Below are 17,790 nucleotides of genomic sequence, written 5' to 3'. Positions count from 1 at the left end.
GGAAGGTAAGGATCGATGGCAAAAGCAGCGACCCCGAAAACTACCGCCGCGGCCGAAGCAAAGCCAGCGGCTAAGGCTCCGGCCAAAAAGGCGGCTACAAAAAGCTCTGCAGACAATTCCGCTGCTACAAGCGCAGCAACCGGCACGATTGGTCATATTACACAGGTCATCGGCGCAGTTGTCGACGTCAAGTTCCCTGAAGGTCAGCTGCCGCTGATTCTCAATGCGCTTGAAGCCGACAACCAAGGCCAGCGTCTGGTGCTCGAAGTTGCGCAGCATCTTGGTGAAGATACTGTACGCACGATCGCGATGGACTCGACCGAAGGTCTCGTTCGCGGTCAGGAAGTGCGCGACACTGGAGGCCCGATCACGGTTCCAGTCGGTGTTGAAACACTTGGCCGCATTATGAACGTGATTGGTGAGCCAGTGGATGAAGCGGGCCCGATCCAGTCAAAGCAGACGCGTCCTATCCACCAGCCAGCTCCTGAATATATTGAGCAGTCGACTGAATCCGAAATTCTTGTAACGGGTATTAAGGTCGTTGACCTTTTGGCTCCTTACGCAAAGGGCGGTAAGATCGGACTGTTTGGCGGTGCGGGCGTTGGTAAGACAGTTCTTATCATGGAATTGATCAACAACGTTGCAAAAGCCCATGGTGGCTACTCCGTATTTGCTGGCGTTGGTGAGCGTACCCGTGAAGGTAACGACCTTTACCATGAAATGATCGAATCCGGCGTTAACAAGCTGGGCGGTGGTGAGGGATCGAAAGCAGCCCTTGTTTACGGTCAGATGAACGAACCACCAGGTGCACGTGCTCGTGTTGCTCTGTCTGGTCTGACGATTGCGGAAAGCTTCCGTGATGAAGGTCAGGACGTGTTGTTCTTCGTGGACAATATCTTCCGCTTTACGCAGGCTGGTTCTGAAGTGTCGGCGCTTCTTGGACGTATTCCGTCCGCTGTTGGTTATCAGCCAACGCTGGCGACCGATATGGGTGCCATGCAGGAACGTATTACGACCACGACCAAGGGTTCGATTACCTCGGTTCAGGCGATTTATGTTCCGGCTGACGACTTGACCGACCCGGCGCCAGCAACATCGTTTGCTCACTTGGATGCGACGACCGTGCTTTCGCGTTCGATTGCTGAAAAGGGTATTTACCCTGCTGTTGATCCACTGGATTCAACATCGCGTATGCTTGATCCAAAAGTTGTTGGAGAAGAGCACTACGAAGTGGCCCGTCAGGTTCAGTCGGTCCTTCAGCGCTATAAGTCGCTTCAGGATATTATCGCGATCTTGGGTATGGACGAGTTGTCTGAAGAAGATAAGCTCACCGTTGCTCGCGCTCGTAAGATTGAACGCTTCCTGTCGCAGCCATTCTTTGTTGCTGAAGTCTTTACCGGCGCGCCTGGTAAACTGGTTGATTTGGCCGACACGATCAAAGGCTTTAAAGGTCTTTGCGCAGGCGAATATGACCATCTTCCAGAAGCAGCTTTCTACATGGTTGGTTCTATTGAGGAAGCAATCGAAAAAGCCAAAAAGCTGGCTGCAGAAGCTGCCTAATGAATCGAGTTTTCGGCGAGCATTGCGCTCGCCGGAAATGCCTGTTCATATTCTATGAGCATTATCGGTCCTAAAACGGTGACGATTTTTGGATTATGCTCTGAAAAATTAAGTGAGAACCATGGCTCAAGCTTTCCAATTCGAACTCGTATCGCCTGAGCGGCTCCTGCTTTCAGCGCAGGTGACTGAAGTCGTTATTCCGGGTAGCGAGGGCTATCTGACGGCTTTGTCCGGTCATTCTCCGTTGATGACCACGATCATGCCAGGTGTCGTTACGGTTAAGCTTGCCGACGGCAAGTCGGACTCTTATGTGGTATTTGGTGGATTTGCTGATATCACGCCGCAAGGTTGCACGGTTCTTGCGGAATCGGCAACGCATGTTGATGATATAGACGCGGCGGATATTGATCGTCGTATTGCTCATGCGCGTGAATTGCTCGATGACGCATCGTCAGTTGAACATCGTACCAATGCAGAAATTTTCTTGCATCAGTTGATGACGCTGAAAGGCTCAATAATTCCAGCGTAACATAGATCTGATGGTTATTTTGGTTTAGCGGGCTCAGGCCCGCTTTTCTTATTCAGCGACTTCAGCGAAGGGGAGTTGCATGGGGGCCGTTAAAAAACGCAGCTTCTATCTGATCAGTGTTCTTAGGTGATCAATGAGCGATGATGCCATGTCAGCGGCTTTATGCGGATCACGCGATATAATGGCTTCGATCAAGCTAGCATGAGCGTTAGCAGAGCTCATCACAGAATCCGCCGTATGAAGTTCATACCAAAAGCGTCTGCTATGGGTTTGAAGTGGCGCTGCAAGCCGACTGGCATAAGGATTGCAGGATGCTTCTGCCAAGACCGAATCAAAGAGTTTATCGGCATCGAGTAACCGGATCGCGTCTTGTTCTTCGGCGGCCTGCCGCATAAGGGCAAGCGATCTATTCAACCGCTCAATTTCGCTAATGCTTGCAAAGCGTGCTGCGTCCCGCGCCAAGACTTGTTCTACACCCAGCCGCGCATCCAGCACTTTCTTAAAATCTGGCGGATAGATAGAGGCAACGGTGATACCTGCGCGAGGCCGCACTTCCAACAAACCTTCCCAGGCCAGCCGTTGAATGGCCTCACGCACAGGTGTACGGCCCATTTGCGTAATGTCTACCAAATCTCGTTCATTTGCGATGCTGCCGGGTTTAAGCTCCATGGTGACGATCAATCGTTCCAACGTCCGATAAGCGCGTTCCGATTGGCTCAAAACTGCGCCTTTATCATTCTCTTTAAGCAGTCGCTCAGCTTCAGCTTTTGTCATTTTCGTGCTTTGGTTCCTTAAAAGAACGTTGTCAGAAATGAGAATTCAAAATATAGATATATTAGTGATATATCAATGCGGGATGTTTTATCGTGTTCGTTGAGTTCAGTTTCAGGGACATGAAAGACGAGTTGGGACGCTCAAAATTAAGCTTTTGATTTACGGGGCTAAGAATAGGGGAGCCAAAATTAATGAATTTGAACGGGAGGGGGCGTCAGGATGTCGTTATTGTCGGTGCTGGTATTGTTGGGATAGCTACTGCCGCTTTGCTGAAGGAAGCGGGAAGAAAAGTGCTCTTGGTAGACCGCACCGGGATTTGCGAAGAAACAAGCTCGGGAAATGCTGCAGCTTTGGCTTTCTCGGATATTCTCCCATTGGCGTCGAAGGGTATTATCAAAAAGGTTCCGGGCTGGTTGTTTGATCCTTTGGGACCATTGTCCATCCGGCCCAGTTATTTTCCCAAAATGGTGCCCTGGCTCTACCATTTTTGGCGAGCTAGTCGTGAGCAGGTTTTGGCTAAAACCGCTGAAACGCAAGCAAAGATTATGCGGCTCGCTGAGAGCGAAATGCTCGCATTGATTGATCGTGCAAATCTTCGGGAGTTTTTGCGCGAAGATGGCAGTCTCGAGCTTTATGAAAGTGAAGCCGAACTGGCAGCATCGCAACCGGGATGGGATATTCGAGATCAAGCGGGTATTGCCTATGAGCATGTGCGCGGCTCAAGATTGATGGAGTTGCAACCCGGTTTAAGCCCCCGTTTCGTCGCTGGAACTTTTGTTCCGGGATGGAAAAATGTTAGTGATCCTAAATTATTCGGTCAGGCAATCTGGGCCTATGCCGAAAGATTGGGAGCCCGTTTTCATAAAGCGCAGGTGGTGTCGGTAGGCCGATATGAGCAGGGCGGCGAGATCCGGCTTGCTGACGGAAACAATATTGTGGCTGACCAGCTTGTGATTACTGCGGGCGCTTGGTCACACCAGCTTACCAAGGTTTTGGGTGATCCTCTGCCGCTTGATACCGAGCGTGGTTATAATACGACATTGCCGGTTGGCAGTTTTGACGTCAGACGTCAGCTTATTTTTCCAGGGCATGGATTTGTTATTACGCCGATGGCAACGGGTTTGCGCGTCGGTGGTGCGGTGGAGTTTGGCGGGTTGGAGCTACCGCCCAATTACACTCGCTCCGAGGCTATGCTTAAGAAAGCAGCGAAGTTTCTTCCGGGACTTAAAACTGAGAATGGCCGTCAGTGGATGGGGTACCGTCCGTCGCTGCCGGATTCTCTTCCCGTTATCGGTAAAGCTTCAAGCGGAGGAAATATTTATTATGGTTTTGGTCATGGGCATCTTGGGCTAACGCAATCTGCGGCTACGGCTCGCTTGATTTGCGATCTGATTACCCAGAAACAGCCGGTCATCGACATTGAACCCTTCAACCCTCGACGTTTTGGGAGCTGAATATTATGGCAAGACACTCGTTTTTCTGCGTGGACGGGCATACTTGTGGCAATCCGGTCAGGCTCGTGGCCGGAGGGGGGCCGAACCTGCAAGGCTCCACCATGATGGAAAAGCGAGCACATTTTCTCGCAGAATATGACTGGATCCGCACCGGTTTAATGTTTGAGCCGCGCGGGCATGACATGATGTCAGGTTCGATCCTTTATCCGCCGACAAGACCTGATTGCGACGTTGCTGTTTTATTCATTGAGACTTCAGGTTGTCTGCCAATGTGTGGTCACGGAACGATCGGGACCGTGACGATGGCGATTGAGCAGGGGCTGGTTACACCCAAAATACCGGGAAAGCTTAATTTAGATACGCCAGCCGGGCTTGTAGCAATTGAGTATGAACAAAATGGCCAATTTGTAGAGCGGGTGAGGCTAACGAATGTCCCCGCATTTCTATATGCGGAAGGACTTGAGGTCGAATGTCCTGATCTGGGTTTGCTCAAAGTCGACGTGGCTTATGGTGGGAATTTCTATGCGATCGTCGAGCCGCAAGAAAACTACACCGATATGAAAGATTATACGGCACTGCAATTGATCGCGTGGAGTCCGGTTCTCCGAGAACGGTTGAACGATGCGTATAAATTCCAACATCCGGAACTCAAAGATATTAATCGTTTGACGCATATTCTTTGGACCGGAGAGCCGAATCACCCGCAAGCCCATGCGCGCAACGCGGTGTTTTACGGCGATAAGGCGATTGATCGTTCGCCATGTGGGACGGGGACTTCGGCCCGAATGGCTCAACTTGCTGCTAAAGGCAAACTCAAACCGGGCGATGAATTCGTCCACGAATCAATCATCGGTTCGCTTTTTCATGGCCGTGTAGAAGAGGCCGTTGATGTGGCTGGAAAGCCGGGAATCGTGCCCTCAATCGCCGGCTGGGCCAGAATGACAGGGTATAATACGATCTTCATAGATGATCGAGATCCATTCGCACATGGCTTCATTGTCGGGTGAATCCAGTACGGTTGAGACGAGAAAAATATTTAAACGAAGAATTAGGGGTTTGCAGGGTGTGAAAAAACCTGTCAGATACGAAATTGGTAGGGGAAAAGAATATATACATGCCGCATTTTGGGGGACATAACTAATTTAGAAAAAGAATAGAGCGTTGCTCTTTGAAATTAAATAAAGGGGTTGCAATCCTCAATACAGCCGTTAGGTGTAATTGCACCGGGAAAATAACAACTGCACGAAAGAATGATGCGGCAAAAAGATTCCGGAAGAATTAAATGGGTGGCTTTTCTATGGAATATTTTCTCCAGCAAGTGATCAACGGGTTAGCGCTCGGATCGATCTATGGATTGATCGCCATCGGTTACACGATGGTTTACGGCATTATCGGCATGATCAACTTCGCGCATGGCGATGTGTTTATGCTCGGTGCGTTTATGGCGCTGATCGTTTTTCTGATAATTACGACTTTCATAGGTGCGCTGCCACTGGCATTAGTGCTGCTTTTGATGATGGTTGTCGCCATGCTCTTGACCGGGCTTTGGAGTTGGGTGATCGAGCGTATGGCCTATAGGCCTTTGCGCGGTTCTTTTCGGCTCGCGCCTTTGATCACCGCCATTGGTATGTCGATAGCACTATCGAATTTCGTTCAGGTGACACAGGGCCCGCGCAACAAGCCGGTGCCTAATCTGCTCAGCGGGACATATAATCTCCTTGGCACCAATGTTACGATCTCTTTAAAACAGATTGTCGTTATCGTGGTGACGGCGGTGCTGCTGACGGTGTTTTGGTATGTGGTCAACCGCACTTCGCTTGGCCGTGCTCAGCGCGCTTGCGAGCAAGATCGCAAGATGGCAGCTTTGCTTGGCATCAATGTTGATCGGGTCATTTCCCTCACCTTTGTTATGGGCGCGATGCTAGCTGCAGTGGCGGGTACTCTTTACCTGTCTTTCTATGGCGTAATCTCATTTGCCGATGGTTTTATTCCCGGCGTCAAGGCGTTCACCGCCGCAGTTTTGGGTGGCATCGGATCGCTCCCGGGTGCTGTGGTTGGCGGATTGTTGATCGGTCTGATCGAGGCTTTATGGTCGGCTTATTTTTCGATTGATTACAAAGACGTTGCAGCCTTCTCGATCCTCGCCATCGTTCTGATCTTCATGCCGTCCGGCATTCTTGGTCGTCCTGAAGTCGAAAAGGTGTAATCATGGCCGTTCAAACAAGTTCACGTCCGGATTCCCTGATCGTCCGGGCGATACGCGAAGGTATTATTTCCGGTCTGCTGGCTCTCGGGCTGTTCGTTTTGATTGTCGGATTCAAAACGGATCAGAATATCAACAATGAATTAGTATTGGTTCAGCGTTGGGATGCTTTAGCAATTCTCGTTGCATTGGCCGCAGTGGGGCGCTTCGTATTCGTGGCTTTCGTGAATCCATGGTTGGAGGCACGTAAGCTCAAAAAAAATAGCCGTCCCGTTGGAGTGGTTGAAGAGCGATCATTTTTTGTGAAGCATTTTTCACAAATTGGTGTGATTTTTCTCTTCATCTATCCGATTTTGATTGTCGGAATGCTCGGCTGGCAGGGTTCACTAAAATGGGTCGATAATTTCGGCGTTCAGATCCTCATCTATGTGATGCTGGCCTGGGGCCTCAATATCGTGGTCGGGCTGGCTGGACTGCTTGATCTTGGCTATGTCGCGTTTTATGCGGTTGGTGCATATAGCTACGCAATTCTTTCGAGCTATTTCGGTTGGTCCTTTTGGGTATTGCTGCCCGTCGCCGGCTTGCTGGCTGCGACCTGGGGTGTCATTTTAGGTTTCCCAGTGCTCCGTCTTCGCGGAGACTATCTGGCAATTGTGACGCTTGCATTCGGTGAAATTATTCGGCTTGTGCTCATAAATTGGACCGATCTGACCCGCGGTACTTTCGGAATTTCAGGCATTGCAAAAGCAACGTTTTTTGGATTGCCTTTCAATGCCAGCAAGGATGGATTTGCGGCATATTTCGGACTCACATTCTCTGCTGCTCATTATAAATTCTTCCTCTATTACATCATCCTTCTGCTTGCATTGCTAACGGCGTGGGTGACGATTCGCTTGCGTCGCATGCCGGTCGGACGAGCATGGGAAGCGTTGCGTGAAGACGAAATTGCCTGTCGCTCGCTGGGAATAAACACCACCACAACAAAGCTGACTGCTTTTGCGATTGGTGCGATGTTTGGCGGATTTGCCGGGTCTTTCTTCGCAGCCCGTCAAGGGTTTGTGAGCCCTGAATCCTTCATCTTCCTTGAATCAGCGGTCATCCTGGCCATCGTGGTGCTTGGCGGTATGGGGTCGCTTGTGGGAATTGCCGTTGCCTCGGTCGTTATGATTGGGGGTACAGAAATTCTTCGCGAAATGAGCTTCCTAAAAGCTATTTTCGGGCCGAACTTCACACCGGAACTCTATCGTATGCTCATTTTCGGTCTGGCAATGGTTGTTGTCATGGTCTGGAAACCACGTGGTTTTGTCGGAAGCCGAGAGCCAAGTGCGTTTCTCAATGAGAAAAAGATGGTGTCGGGTGCCTTTACCAAGGAGGGGCACGGCTGATGGCGGAGACGAAAATAATGCCTGACAATGGTTCGAAAGACACCATTCTCGCGGTAGAACATCTATCAATGCGATTTGGAGGACTTGTCGCGATTAATGATCTCAGTTTCGAGGTCAAGCGCGGCGAGATAACAGCAATTATCGGACCGAACGGAGCCGGTAAAACAACAGTGTTCAATTGCATCACGGGTTTCTATAAACCCACCGGCGGCATGCTGACTATGCGACTGAAATCGGGTGAAAGTTTCCTTTTGGAACGTCTCCCAGATTTCAAGATAACCCAGCAGGCGAGGGTAGCAAGGACTTTCCAGAATATCCGGCTTTTTTCCGGGCTGACGGTTTTGGAAAATCTGCTTGTAGCACAGCATAATCCATTAATGCGTTCTTCTGGATATACAATAATGGGTTTGCTTGGCCTGCCAGCCTATAAAAAGGCAGCCAAAGAGGCTATTGAAAAGGCTCGATATTGGCTGGAAAAGGTCGATCTTATTGCTCGTGCTGACGATCCGGCCGGTGATCTTCCCTATGGTGATCAACGTCGTCTGGAAATTGCCCGTGCGATGTGTACCGAACCAGAAATGCTCTGTCTGGATGAGCCTGCGGCGGGGCTTAATCCGCGAGAGTCGGCGATGCTCAATAAGCTTCTGATTGATATCAGCAAGGAAACGGGAACCTCGATCCTGCTTATTGAACACGATATGTCGGTCGTTATGGAAATTTCGGATCATGTCATTGTGCTCGAATATGGTACGAAAATTTCCGATGGAACGCCTGATGAAGTGAAGAATGATCCGCGCGTTATTGCCGCCTATCTTGGGGTGGATGACGAAGAAGTTGTTGAGCTTGTCGAGGAAGTTGGCAAGCCGGGTGTTGTTGATGCTTTGGATGTTGTGACGGCTAAACTCGCTGACGAGGCGATAGAGGAAGTCGAAGCGGAAGATGACGCAACGGATCAGGGACATGCTTCGGAAGAGGTTCAACAAGACAAGAAAAAACCGACGGATGGAGGCAAGTGATGCAGGCTGAAACCGTGCAGAAAAAACAACCTCTTCTCGTCGTTGATAAGGTCGAGACCTATTACGGCAATATATGCGCGCTTAAAGGTATTGATCTAAGCGTTGATGAGGGGGAAATCGTAACGTTGATCGGTGCCAATGGTGCCGGCAAATCCACTCTTATGATGACGATTTTCGGGTCACCGCGTGCGCGCAGCGGTCGCATCATTTATGAGGGACGCGATATCACCCATATGCCGCCGCATGAAATTGCGAAACTGCGCGTGGCACAATCTCCCGAAGGGCGCCGGATTTTCCCGCGAATGACCGTGCTTGAAAATCTGCAAATGGGAGCAAGTCTCGATAATCAGAAATATTTCGAGGAAGATTCGAAACTTATGTTTGATCTGTTCCCACGATTGAAGGAACGTATCAATCAACGTGGTGGAACTCTTTCGGGAGGTGAGCAGCAGATGCTTGCGATTGCACGTGCTTTGATGGCCCGGCCTCGTTTGCTTCTGCTAGACGAACCTTCATTGGGTCTGGCTCCGCTGATCGTTAAGCAGATTTTTGACGCTATTAAAGAATTAAACCGCACGCAGGGACTGTCGGTATTTCTGGTCGAGCAGAATGCTTTTGGTGCGCTCAAGCTTGCTGATCGTGGTTATGTTATGGTCAATGGAACGATCACAATGAGCGGGTCAGGACGCGAATTGCTGGCAGACCCGGAAGTGAGAGCGGCTTATCTTGAAGGTGGAAGGCACTAGGGAGGACAATATGCAGGGAATTCTTCATGAAGAACCGTCATTTTGGCTGTTTTTCCTGATCACGTGCCTTTTGGGCGGCTGGGCTGCGTGGATGACAGGACGCGCCTGTGCGCAAACTTGGCGCTCTTATGTGCAGCTATTGCTTTATCTACTGCCATTGGCCGCTGCGGTCCGTTTTATTCATTATGCGCTGTTTGAGGGCACGTTGCTATCATTACACTACTATCTGGTAGATGCCGCAGTGCTGGTCATCATCGGATCAGTAGCTTTCCGATATACGCGCACCAAACAAATGGTAAACCAGTATGGATGGTTATACGAAAGATCGTCCCCACTGAGTTGGAAAGCAAAATAATTTAGGGCTCCGCCACCTTGTGGCGGGGCCTTTTTTCAAAGATCACGTTGGAAAATCAACGTAGATGTTGCTGATTACTCAGCGAATAACAACCGATGCAAAACATCGGTCGGGGTAACAAAACTGGGAGTTTTATGATGAAAAAGTCGCTTTTTTCAGGCGTGGCATTGGCCGCAGTCCTAGCATTTTCAGGTTCAGCCTGCGCCGATTTTCTTGTCGGCATTGGCGCGCCTTTGACCGGGCCCAATGCGGTCTATGGGGCACAGATTCAAAAAGGAGCGGAAGCTGCAATCAAGGAGATCAATGATGCCGGGGGCCTTAATGGTGAACAGATCACCATCACCCTTGGCGATGACGTATCCGATCCGAAACAGGGCATTTCTGTCGCTAACAAATTTGCCGCCGATGGTGTGAAGGTTGTCATTGGGCATTTTAACTCCGGTGTCGCCATTCCGGCTTCCGAAGTTTATGCAGAAAATGGAATTCTTGAAATCTCGCCCGGTGCCACTAATCCGGTATATACTGATCGCGGATTGTGGAACACCTTCCGTACCTGCGGTCGAGATGATCAGCAAGGCATCGTTGCGGGGCAGTATATTGCCGACAACTTCAAGGATGCCAAGATTGCTGTCATTCACGATAAGACCCCTTATGGACAGGGGCTTGCCGATGAAACCAAGAAAAAGCTCAACGAACTTGGTATCAAAGAAACAATTTATGAAGGCGTGAATGTCGGCGAGAAGGATTTCTCGGCGCTTATCGCAAAGCTTAAGCAGCAGGGTGTGAGTGTTCTATATTGGGGTGGCATGCACGCTGAGGCTGGCCTGATCATCCGTCAGCTTGCGGACCAGGGTCTTGAAGTTCAGTTCATCTCGGGCGACGGTATTGTTTCCAATGAATTGGCTTCGATAGCGGGTGATGCTGTCGAAGGAACGCTTAACACGTTCGGTCCAGACCCTCGCAATAACCCGGATAATGCTGAGCTTGTGCAGCAATTCCGTGATCAGGGTTTTGAACCGGAAGCTTACACCCTTTATTCTTATGCAGCAGTTCAGTCGCTTGCCCAAGCTGCTAAAGCAGCGGGAAGCAATGACCCTCAGGAAATTGCGACCGCGCTCAAAGAAAAGGGGCCGTTCAAGACTGTTCTTGGCGACCTCGCCTATGATGAGAAAGGTGATCCCAAGCTTCCTGGCTACGTGATATATAAGTGGGAAAAGGGCGAGGATGGGAAATATAATTACATCCAGCAGTAAATATTTTTCAGTATAGTTCAAAGCTGTTAGAAGATGCCCGGCTCAGGCTGGGCGTCTTTTTACTTGAATGCTATACGAAACATAATGTCATGCAAAAAGAAAATGAAGTCACTATTCTTTGGGGTAGACAATTTTTGCGATGCCAACTTAGGTGGTAGAGCAAATTGTCTGTTGCCTCGGTGACAAGCCCTTTGGGGGACGAGTGCGGGCTTTGGCGCGCCGATTAGCAGACTTCTGGCAGGTGTTTTTCATGGCTTAGGTCATGAGACGTCAACAGAGGTGGCGCCAGACTTAATGTCCTTACGGCCGAAGGCCTGCGGACAGCACGCAACAATAGTTGCGACGGCCAGTCGGCCTTTGATGAATGGGAGTTGATTGAAAATGAAGAAATCTTTGTTCTGCGGTGTTTGCTTCTCTGCGCTTCTTGCAATGGGCGGAACGTCCTTCGCCGATGTGCTATTGGGTGTAGGCGCGCCACTAACAGGCGGACAGGCTGCTTTTGGTGAACAGATCAAACGCGGTGTTGAAGCAGCAGTTGCAGAAGCCAATGCCAAGGGAGGTATGAACGGCGAGCAGATCACTATTGTTTATGGTGATGATGCGGCCGACCCGCGCCAGGGTATCTCGGTGGCCAACAAGTTTGTTGGTGATGGCGTCCAGTTCATTATCGGTCACTTCAATTCCGGTGTCAGTATTCCTACTTCAGAAATTTATGCTGAAAATGGCGTGTTGATGATCGCGCCGGGCACCACCAACCCCACCTATACTGAGCGCGGACTTTGGAATACGTTCCGTACCTGCCGCCGTGATGACAAGCAGGGCATTGTTGCCGGAAAATATATCGCCGACAATTATAAAGACGGCAAAGTTGCTATCCTGCATGACAAAACACCGTACGGACAGGGGCTTGCCGATGAAACGAAGAAGTCTTTGAATGAAAATGGCAAGAAAGAAGCGCTTTATGAAGGCGTCAATCAGGGCGATAAGGATTTCTCTGCACTTATTTCAAAAATGAAGGCCGCCGGTATCGACGTTGTTTACTGGGGCGGTATGCATGGCGAAGCCGGTTTGATTATTCGTCAAATGGCGGATCAAAATTTGGACGCACAATTCATTTCTGGTGATGGCATTGTTTCTAACGAATTGGCCTCAATTGCGGGTGACGCAGTAGCGGGTGTGTTGAACACTTTCGGTCCGGACCCGCGTGATGACGAAGCAAATGCAGAGTTGATCGCAGCGTTCCGCGAGAAAGGTTTTGAGCCTGAAGCCTATACATTCTACGCTTATGCTGGTGTCCAGTCACTCGTCGCTGCAGCCAATGCTGTTGGCAGCAATGACCCGCAAGAAGTTGCCATCTCGCTCAAAGAAAAAGGCCCGTTTGACACCGTTCTGGGCGAGGTTAGCTATGACGAAAATGGCGATCCTACGCTTTCTCCTTATGTCATGTTCGAATGGCGCAAGGGTGATGATGGCAAGTATAATTACTTCCAGAAATAGGCGTCTGATTACCAACCAGCCTGATAGGTCTATTGTAGCTTATGCCCGGTTAGCCGGGCATAAGTTTTTTAAACGTCTTTGAATAGTTCGTTTGCACTCGCTCTTAATGCAGGTTAATCAATTGCTCACTCAATGCAGTAAGGGAGTACTGTTTTGCCTATCAGAAAAATTCTGGTCGCCAACCGTTCAGAAATCGCCATTCGCGTATTTCGCGCCGCAAATGAACTGGGCCTCAAAACCGTGGCAATATGGGCGGAAGAGGACAAACTTTCACTGCATCGTTTTAAAGCCGATGAGAGTTATCAAGTCGGACGCGGCCCGCATTTAGAGCGCGATTTGGGGCCGATTGAAAGCTATCTTTCGATTGATGAAATTATTCGAGTGGCGAAGCTGTCTGGCGCTGACGCTATTCATCCCGGTTATGGACTTTTGGCAGAGAGTCCAGAATTTGCGGAAGCCTGCGCGCAAAATAATATAATCTTTATCGGACCAAAGCCAGAAACCATGCGTCGACTTGGCAATAAGGTGGCGGCACGCAATCTGGCAATCGAAGTTGGCGTGCCGGTTATTCCGGCAACAGAGCCTTTGCCCGATGATATTGAGCAGGTAAAAAAGCTTGCGGCTGAGGTTGGCTATCCTTTGATGCTCAAAGCCAGCTGGGGCGGTGGCGGACGTGGGATGCGCGTCATTCGCGCCGAAGAAGATTTAGAGCGGGAAGTGACCGCGGCCAAGCGTGAAGCCATGGCGGCATTTGGCAAGGATGAGGTTTATCTCGAAAAGCTTATTGAGCGTGCGCGCCATGTCGAAGTGCAGATCCTTGGAGATATGCATGGGAATGCGGTGCATCTTTATGAGCGTGATTGCTCAATTCAGCGACGCAACCAGAAAGTTGTAGAGCGTGCTCCGGCCCCCTATCTCAACGACCAGCAGCGCGAGGAATTGGCGAGTTATGCGTTAAAGATCGCGAATGCTACCGATTATATTGGTGCGGGCACCGTCGAATTTCTGATGGATGTTGATACCGGCGCGTTTTATTTCATTGAGGTTAATCCGCGCATTCAGGTTGAACATACGATCACTGAAGAAGTGACGGGCATCGACATTGTGAAAGCGCAAATTCACATTCTGGATGGTGCTGTTATTGGAACGCCGGCATCGGGCGTGCCACCGCAGTCAGAAATTCGCCTGAATGGTCATGCGCTGCAATGTCGTATCACGACCGAAGATCCTGAACAGAATTTCATTCCCGATTATGGACGTATTCAGGCCTATCGTTCAGCGTCTGGTTTTGGCATCCGGCTTGATGGCGGCACAGCCTATTCAGGAGCGGTGATTACTCGTTTTTACGATCCGTTGCTGGTCAAGGTTACAGCTTCAGGCACGACGCCGCTTGAAGCCATTCGCCGTATGGATCGGGCTTTGCGTGAGTTCCGTATTCGTGGCGTGTCGACCAATCTGACTTTTGTTGAAGCCATTATCAATCATCCGAAATTCCAATCGAATGATTACACAACCCGTTTCATCGATAGCACGCCTGAACTTTTTACACAGATGAAGCGGCAGGATCGGGCTACCAAACTGCTCACCTATATTGCTGATGTGACGGTCAACGGGCATCCAGAAACCAAGGGAAGGGCGAAGCCTTCCGCAGATGCTGCAAAGCCGCAAATACCTTGGTTTGGCGATAAGCCAATTCAGGACGGCACCAAGCAATTGCTGGATCAGCTAGGCCCGCGCAAATTCAGTGAGTGGATGCGCAATGAAAAGCGCGTTCTGGTTACCGACACCACTATGCGCGATGGGCACCAGTCGCTTTTGGCAACGCGTGTGCGCACTTATGATATTGCGCGCATTGCTAATTCCTATGCGCAGGCGCTGCCTGATCTGTTCTCGCTTGAGTGCTGGGGCGGGGCGACTTTCGACGTCTCTATGCGCTTTCTGACGGAAGACCCTTGGGAGCGTCTGGCGAAAATACGCGAAGCTGCGCCCAATATCTTATTGCAGATGCTTTTGCGCGGGGCCAATGGCGTCGGTTACAAAAGCTATCCTGACAATGTGGTGAAATATTTCGTCCGCGAAGCTGCGCGCGGTGGCATGGATCTGTTCCGTGTGTTTGACAGTCTCAACTGGGTAGAGAATATGCGCGTCTCGATGGATGCGGTGCTCGAAGAGGATAAGCTCTGCGAAGCGGCGATCTGTTATACGGGAGATATTCTCAATCCTGATCGCGCGAAATATGACCTCAAATATTATGTCAATCTGGCGAAAGAAGTCGAAAAGGCAGGCGCACATATTATCGCGGTTAAGGATATGGCCGGGTTGTTAAAACCGGCAGCGGCACGGGTGTTATTCAAAACCTTGCGCGAGGAAACCGATCTGCCGATCCACTTCCACACTCACGACACGTCGGGCATTTCGGCAGCGACTGTCTTGGCTGCGGTTGATGCTGGAGTTGACGCGGTTGATGCGGCGATGGACGCGTTTTCGGGCCATACTTCACAGCCTTGCCTAGGCTCGATTGTTGAGGCTCTGCATGGCTCTGAACGCGATCCGGGGCTTGATACGCAATCAATTCGCCGGATTTCCTTCTATTGGGAGGCGGTACGCAATCAATATGCGGCATTTGAAACCGACCTTAAAGGGCCAGCTTCTGAGGTCTATCTGCATGAAATGCCGGGCGGCCAATTCACGAATTTGAAGGAACAGGCGCGTTCGCTGGGGCTTGAAACGCGCTGGCACGAGGTTGCTCAAGCCTATGCCGATGTGAACCGCATGTTTGGTGATATCGTCAAAGTCACGCCATCTTCTAAGGTGGTGGGAGACATGGCGCTGATGATGGTTAGCCAAGATTTGACGGTGGCCGATGTCGAAAATCCGGATAAGGATATTGCATTCCCCGATTCTGTGGTTTCCATGATGCGTGGTGATCTCGGACAGCCGCCTGCGGGATGGCCGAAAGCGCTGCAGAAAAAGGTGCTTAAGGACGAAAAGCCGTTTACCGAGCGTCCGGGTGCTTTGCTCCCGCCAGCAGATCTTGATGCGGAACGCAAGTCGGTTGAGGAAATAGTGGGTCGTGAAATTTCCGATCAGGAATTTGCTTCTGCCCTGATGTATCCAAAAGTGTTCACAGACTTTGCTGCGGCACAGCAAGAATATGGTCCAACCAGTGTGCTGCCGACTCCGGTCTATTTTTATGGTCTTAAGCCGGAAGAAGAGGTTTTCGTTGATCTTGAACGCGGCAAAACGCTTGTGATCGTCAATCAGGCGATCAGTGAAACCGACGAGAAGGGCATGGTGACTGTGTTCTTCGAACTCAATGGCCAGCCGCGTCGTGTCAAGGTGCCCAACCGCGCCAAGGGCGCGTCAGGCGGGGTCAAGCGTAAGGTTGAGCATGGTAATGACCGTCAGCTTGGGGCTCCAATGCCTGGCGTTGTCTCGACCGTTGCGGTTTCCGTTGGTCAGACGGTTAAGGCTGGCGACGTGTTGCTTTCCATTGAAGCTATGAAAATGGAGACAGCGCTGCGCGCTGAACGCGATGGTGTGATTGCCGAAGTTTTGGTGCGGCCGGGCGAAGCGATCGACGCGAAGGATTTGCTCATCGTTTATGCGGAGTAATCCGTATCCAGTTTGAGAGATGGAATGGTGGAGATTACCGAACGCGGCGTGGCGCAGGAAAGTCCTGCGCCAATAATCACCAGAGAGCGTGTGGCGGTAGCGCTGCTCTTTTTGATGAACGGCTATTTGTTCGGTGGCTGGGCTCCTAAAATCCCTGAATTTGCGACGCGGCTTGGCCTAGATAGCGCCGGAATGGGATTGATGATCTTCGTGTTCGGCGTTGGATCGCTGGCTCTCATGCCGGTTGCGGGCGGTTTATCTGCAAATTACGGCTCTGGAATTGTGGTGCGGATCACAGCCGTAGCGCTGGCCCCGGTTTTACTGGTTATTTCCCTTGCTCCGAATATTCCGGTTGCGATTTTCGCAATGTTTTATTTCGGTGGTGCAATAGCGGCCATGGACGTGGCGATGAATGCCAATGCAGTGGCGGTGGAAAAGTCGATGCGGCGGGCGATTATGTCGTCCTGTCATGCATTCTGGAGTCTGGGCGGGTTGATAGGCTCGGCAAGCGGCGGCGTGATGATTGCCTATCTTGGCCCGGTTACTCATGCGGTTGTGACATTGATAGTGGCAGTGGTGCTGCTGTCTGTAGCTTGGCCCAGAATTATCCCTGACCGTCATGATCATCAAACAGGACCTAAGCCGAAATTGACATTTCCGCGGCAACCCCTGCCGTGGCTTATTGGTGTCATTGCGCTATTCTCGATGATTCCGGAAGGAGCGATTATCGATTGGGGTGCCTATTATCTCAAAGAAGAGCTGGGCGCGTCGGTGGTCGTGGCCGGATTTGGCTTTGCGGCCTTCTCATTTACGATGGCGGCGATGCGCTTTGCTGGTGATCTGGTGCGAGATCGCTTCGGAGCTATCAAAACACTGCGTATATGCACATTGATCGCGATTGGCGGATTGGTGATTGTGGGGCTCTCTTATCATCCTTATGGGGTGATTGTGGGCTTTGCTATTTGTGGTATCGGAATATCAAATATGGTGCCGATTGCATTTTCCACGGCGGGAAATATTCCCGGCGTTAATCCAAGCGTCAGCCTGTCGATTGCCACCACAATGGGTTATTCGGGAATGCTGGTTGCGCCCTCGCTGATCGGCTTCGTGGCGCGGCATAGCGGATTTGGTGTGGTTTTCCTCGCCATGCCGGTGCTGCTCTTGATTGTGTTGATGTTTTCAGGTTTAGCGCGTTATGCGGATAATAGGAATTAAGTTCGATTATGCCCTGCCATAGCCATAGTATGCGCTATGGTGAATATTAAGTTGCTTCTCTTGGCTTGATTACAGTGCCGCGGCCAGCGAATATATAAACTTAAAGCTCGCTGGCATTGACAAATGTGTTTAGTCGCGCCACCTGAATGCAGGCCCGATCAGGAGCGAGTCCGGTGAAAGCTTTTACT

At 50.6% G+C, this 17,790-nt stretch carries 13 protein-coding genes and 1 pseudogene; 13 read left to right on the top strand and 1 reads right to left on the bottom strand.

Annotated features, from left to right (window positions below; translation table 11 throughout):
* The first annotated feature begins 15 nt into the window (after window positions 1-15).
* Together atpD and C7374_RS07870 are read left to right on the top strand one after the other, a co-directional pair.
* The gene (atpD, locus tag C7374_RS07875) at window positions 16-1,560 is read left to right on the top strand and encodes a F0F1 ATP synthase subunit beta (RefSeq protein ID WP_111575074.1); all 1,545 of its coding nucleotides are present in this window, start codon (window positions 16-18) and stop codon (window positions 1,558-1,560) included.
* 121 nt (window positions 1,561-1,681) lie between these two features.
* Window positions 1,682-2,089, top strand: coding sequence for a F0F1 ATP synthase subunit epsilon (locus tag C7374_RS07870; protein ID WP_111575073.1), 408 nt, complete (start codon window positions 1,682-1,684; stop codon window positions 2,087-2,089).
* 105 nt (window positions 2,090-2,194) lie between these two features.
* Here the strand turns inward: C7374_RS07870 and C7374_RS07865 are convergent, their stop codons facing one another.
* Entirely contained in the window at window positions 2,195-2,863 is a 669-nt protein-coding gene (locus C7374_RS07865; protein WP_111575072.1) for a GntR family transcriptional regulator, read from the bottom strand.
* 191 nt (window positions 2,864-3,054) lie between these two features.
* On the opposite strand from C7374_RS07865, the gene C7374_RS07860 reads away from it, so the two are divergent.
* The 11 genes and pseudogenes from C7374_RS07860 to C7374_RS07810 all read left to right on the top strand — a co-directional run bounded on the left by C7374_RS07860 (window position 3,055) and on the right by C7374_RS07810 (window position 17,602).
* Window positions 3,055-4,317 carry an NAD(P)/FAD-dependent oxidoreductase gene (locus C7374_RS07860; RefSeq protein ID WP_111575071.1) on the top strand — a complete coding sequence of 421 codons (1,263 nt, stop codon included), beginning with the start codon at window positions 3,055-3,057 and terminating at the stop codon, window positions 4,315-4,317.
* Between the two features lie 5 nt (window positions 4,318-4,322).
* Window positions 4,323-5,324 carry a 4-hydroxyproline epimerase gene (locus C7374_RS07855; RefSeq protein WP_111575070.1) on the top strand — a complete coding sequence of 334 codons (1,002 nt, stop codon included), beginning with the start codon at window positions 4,323-4,325 and terminating at the stop codon, window positions 5,322-5,324.
* 290 nt (window positions 5,325-5,614) lie between these two features.
* On the top strand, window positions 5,615-6,523 hold the full coding sequence (locus C7374_RS07850) for a branched-chain amino acid ABC transporter permease (protein WP_111575138.1): 909 nt from the start codon (window positions 5,615-5,617) through the stop codon (window positions 6,521-6,523).
* A gap of 2 nt (window positions 6,524-6,525) precedes the next feature.
* Window positions 6,526-7,905 (top strand): high-affinity branched-chain amino acid ABC transporter permease LivM, encoded by a 1,380-nt coding sequence (gene livM / locus C7374_RS07845; protein ID WP_111575069.1) that lies wholly within the window; start codon window positions 6,526-6,528, stop codon window positions 7,903-7,905.
* 17 nt (window positions 7,906-7,922) lie between these two features.
* Window positions 7,923-8,843, top strand: a pseudogene (locus tag C7374_RS07840) (ABC transporter ATP-binding protein); the annotation flags it as partial.
* Between the two features lie 77 nt (window positions 8,844-8,920).
* A complete protein-coding gene (locus tag C7374_RS07835) occupies window positions 8,921-9,667 on the top strand; it encodes an ABC transporter ATP-binding protein (protein ID WP_111575068.1) in 747 nt (248 codons plus the stop codon).
* Between the two features lie 10 nt (window positions 9,668-9,677).
* Window positions 9,678-10,022 (top strand): DUF6867 family protein, encoded by a 345-nt coding sequence (locus C7374_RS07830; protein WP_111575067.1) that lies wholly within the window; start codon window positions 9,678-9,680, stop codon window positions 10,020-10,022.
* A 137-nt stretch (window positions 10,023-10,159) separates the two neighbouring features.
* Entirely contained in the window at window positions 10,160-11,275 is a 1,116-nt protein-coding gene (locus tag C7374_RS07825) for a branched-chain amino acid ABC transporter substrate-binding protein (RefSeq protein WP_111575066.1), read from the top strand.
* A gap of 381 nt (window positions 11,276-11,656) precedes the next feature.
* Complete coding sequence (locus C7374_RS07820; protein ID WP_111575065.1) at window positions 11,657-12,772, top strand: branched-chain amino acid ABC transporter substrate-binding protein; 1,116 nt, start codon at window positions 11,657-11,659, stop codon at window positions 12,770-12,772.
* Window positions 12,773-12,925: 153 nt separating this feature from the next.
* Window positions 12,926-16,387, top strand: a complete 3,462-nt coding sequence (pyc, locus tag C7374_RS07815) for a pyruvate carboxylase (protein WP_111575064.1) — start codon at window positions 12,926-12,928, stop codon at window positions 16,385-16,387.
* 24 nt (window positions 16,388-16,411) lie between these two features.
* Window positions 16,412-17,602, top strand: coding sequence for an MFS transporter (locus C7374_RS07810; protein WP_483459062.1), 1,191 nt, complete (start codon window positions 16,412-16,414; stop codon window positions 17,600-17,602).
* The last annotated feature ends 188 nt before the right edge of the window (window positions 17,603-17,790 follow it).

This window comes from Falsochrobactrum ovis, from assembly GCF_003259955.1.
GTDB lineage: Bacteria > Pseudomonadota > Alphaproteobacteria > Rhizobiales > Rhizobiaceae > Brucella > Brucella ovis_A.
The sequence above is the reverse complement of the archived record's forward strand: the minus strand, read 5'-3'. Positions and strand labels throughout refer to the sequence as shown.

What these genes read in the sequence shown, in the direction of transcription:
- C7374_RS07865 (WP_111575072.1), bottom strand. Translation starts at nt 2,863, where the DNA reads ATGACAAAAGCTGAAGCTGAGCGACTGCTTAAAGAGAATGATAAAGGC.
- C7374_RS07825 (WP_111575066.1), top strand. Translation starts at nt 10,160, where the DNA reads ATGAAAAAGTCGCTTTTTTCAGGCGTGGCATTGGCCGCAGTCCTAGCA.
- C7374_RS07860 (WP_111575071.1), top strand. Translation starts at nt 3,055, where the DNA reads ATGAATTTGAACGGGAGGGGGCGTCAGGATGTCGTTATTGTCGGTGCT.
- C7374_RS07820 (WP_111575065.1), top strand. Translation starts at nt 11,657, where the DNA reads ATGAAGAAATCTTTGTTCTGCGGTGTTTGCTTCTCTGCGCTTCTTGCA.
- C7374_RS07830 (WP_111575067.1), top strand. Translation starts at nt 9,678, where the DNA reads ATGCAGGGAATTCTTCATGAAGAACCGTCATTTTGGCTGTTTTTCCTG.
- C7374_RS07855 (WP_111575070.1), top strand. Translation starts at nt 4,323, where the DNA reads ATGGCAAGACACTCGTTTTTCTGCGTGGACGGGCATACTTGTGGCAAT.
- C7374_RS07810 (WP_483459062.1), top strand. Translation starts at nt 16,412, where the DNA reads ATGGTGGAGATTACCGAACGCGGCGTGGCGCAGGAAAGTCCTGCGCCA.
- atpD (WP_111575074.1), top strand. Translation starts at nt 16, where the DNA reads ATGGCAAAAGCAGCGACCCCGAAAACTACCGCCGCGGCCGAAGCAAAG.
- C7374_RS07850 (WP_111575138.1), top strand. Translation starts at nt 5,615, where the DNA reads ATGGAATATTTTCTCCAGCAAGTGATCAACGGGTTAGCGCTCGGATCG.
- livM (WP_111575069.1), top strand. Translation starts at nt 6,526, where the DNA reads ATGGCCGTTCAAACAAGTTCACGTCCGGATTCCCTGATCGTCCGGGCG.
- C7374_RS07835 (WP_111575068.1), top strand. Translation starts at nt 8,921, where the DNA reads ATGCAGGCTGAAACCGTGCAGAAAAAACAACCTCTTCTCGTCGTTGAT.
- C7374_RS07870 (WP_111575073.1), top strand. Translation starts at nt 1,682, where the DNA reads ATGGCTCAAGCTTTCCAATTCGAACTCGTATCGCCTGAGCGGCTCCTG.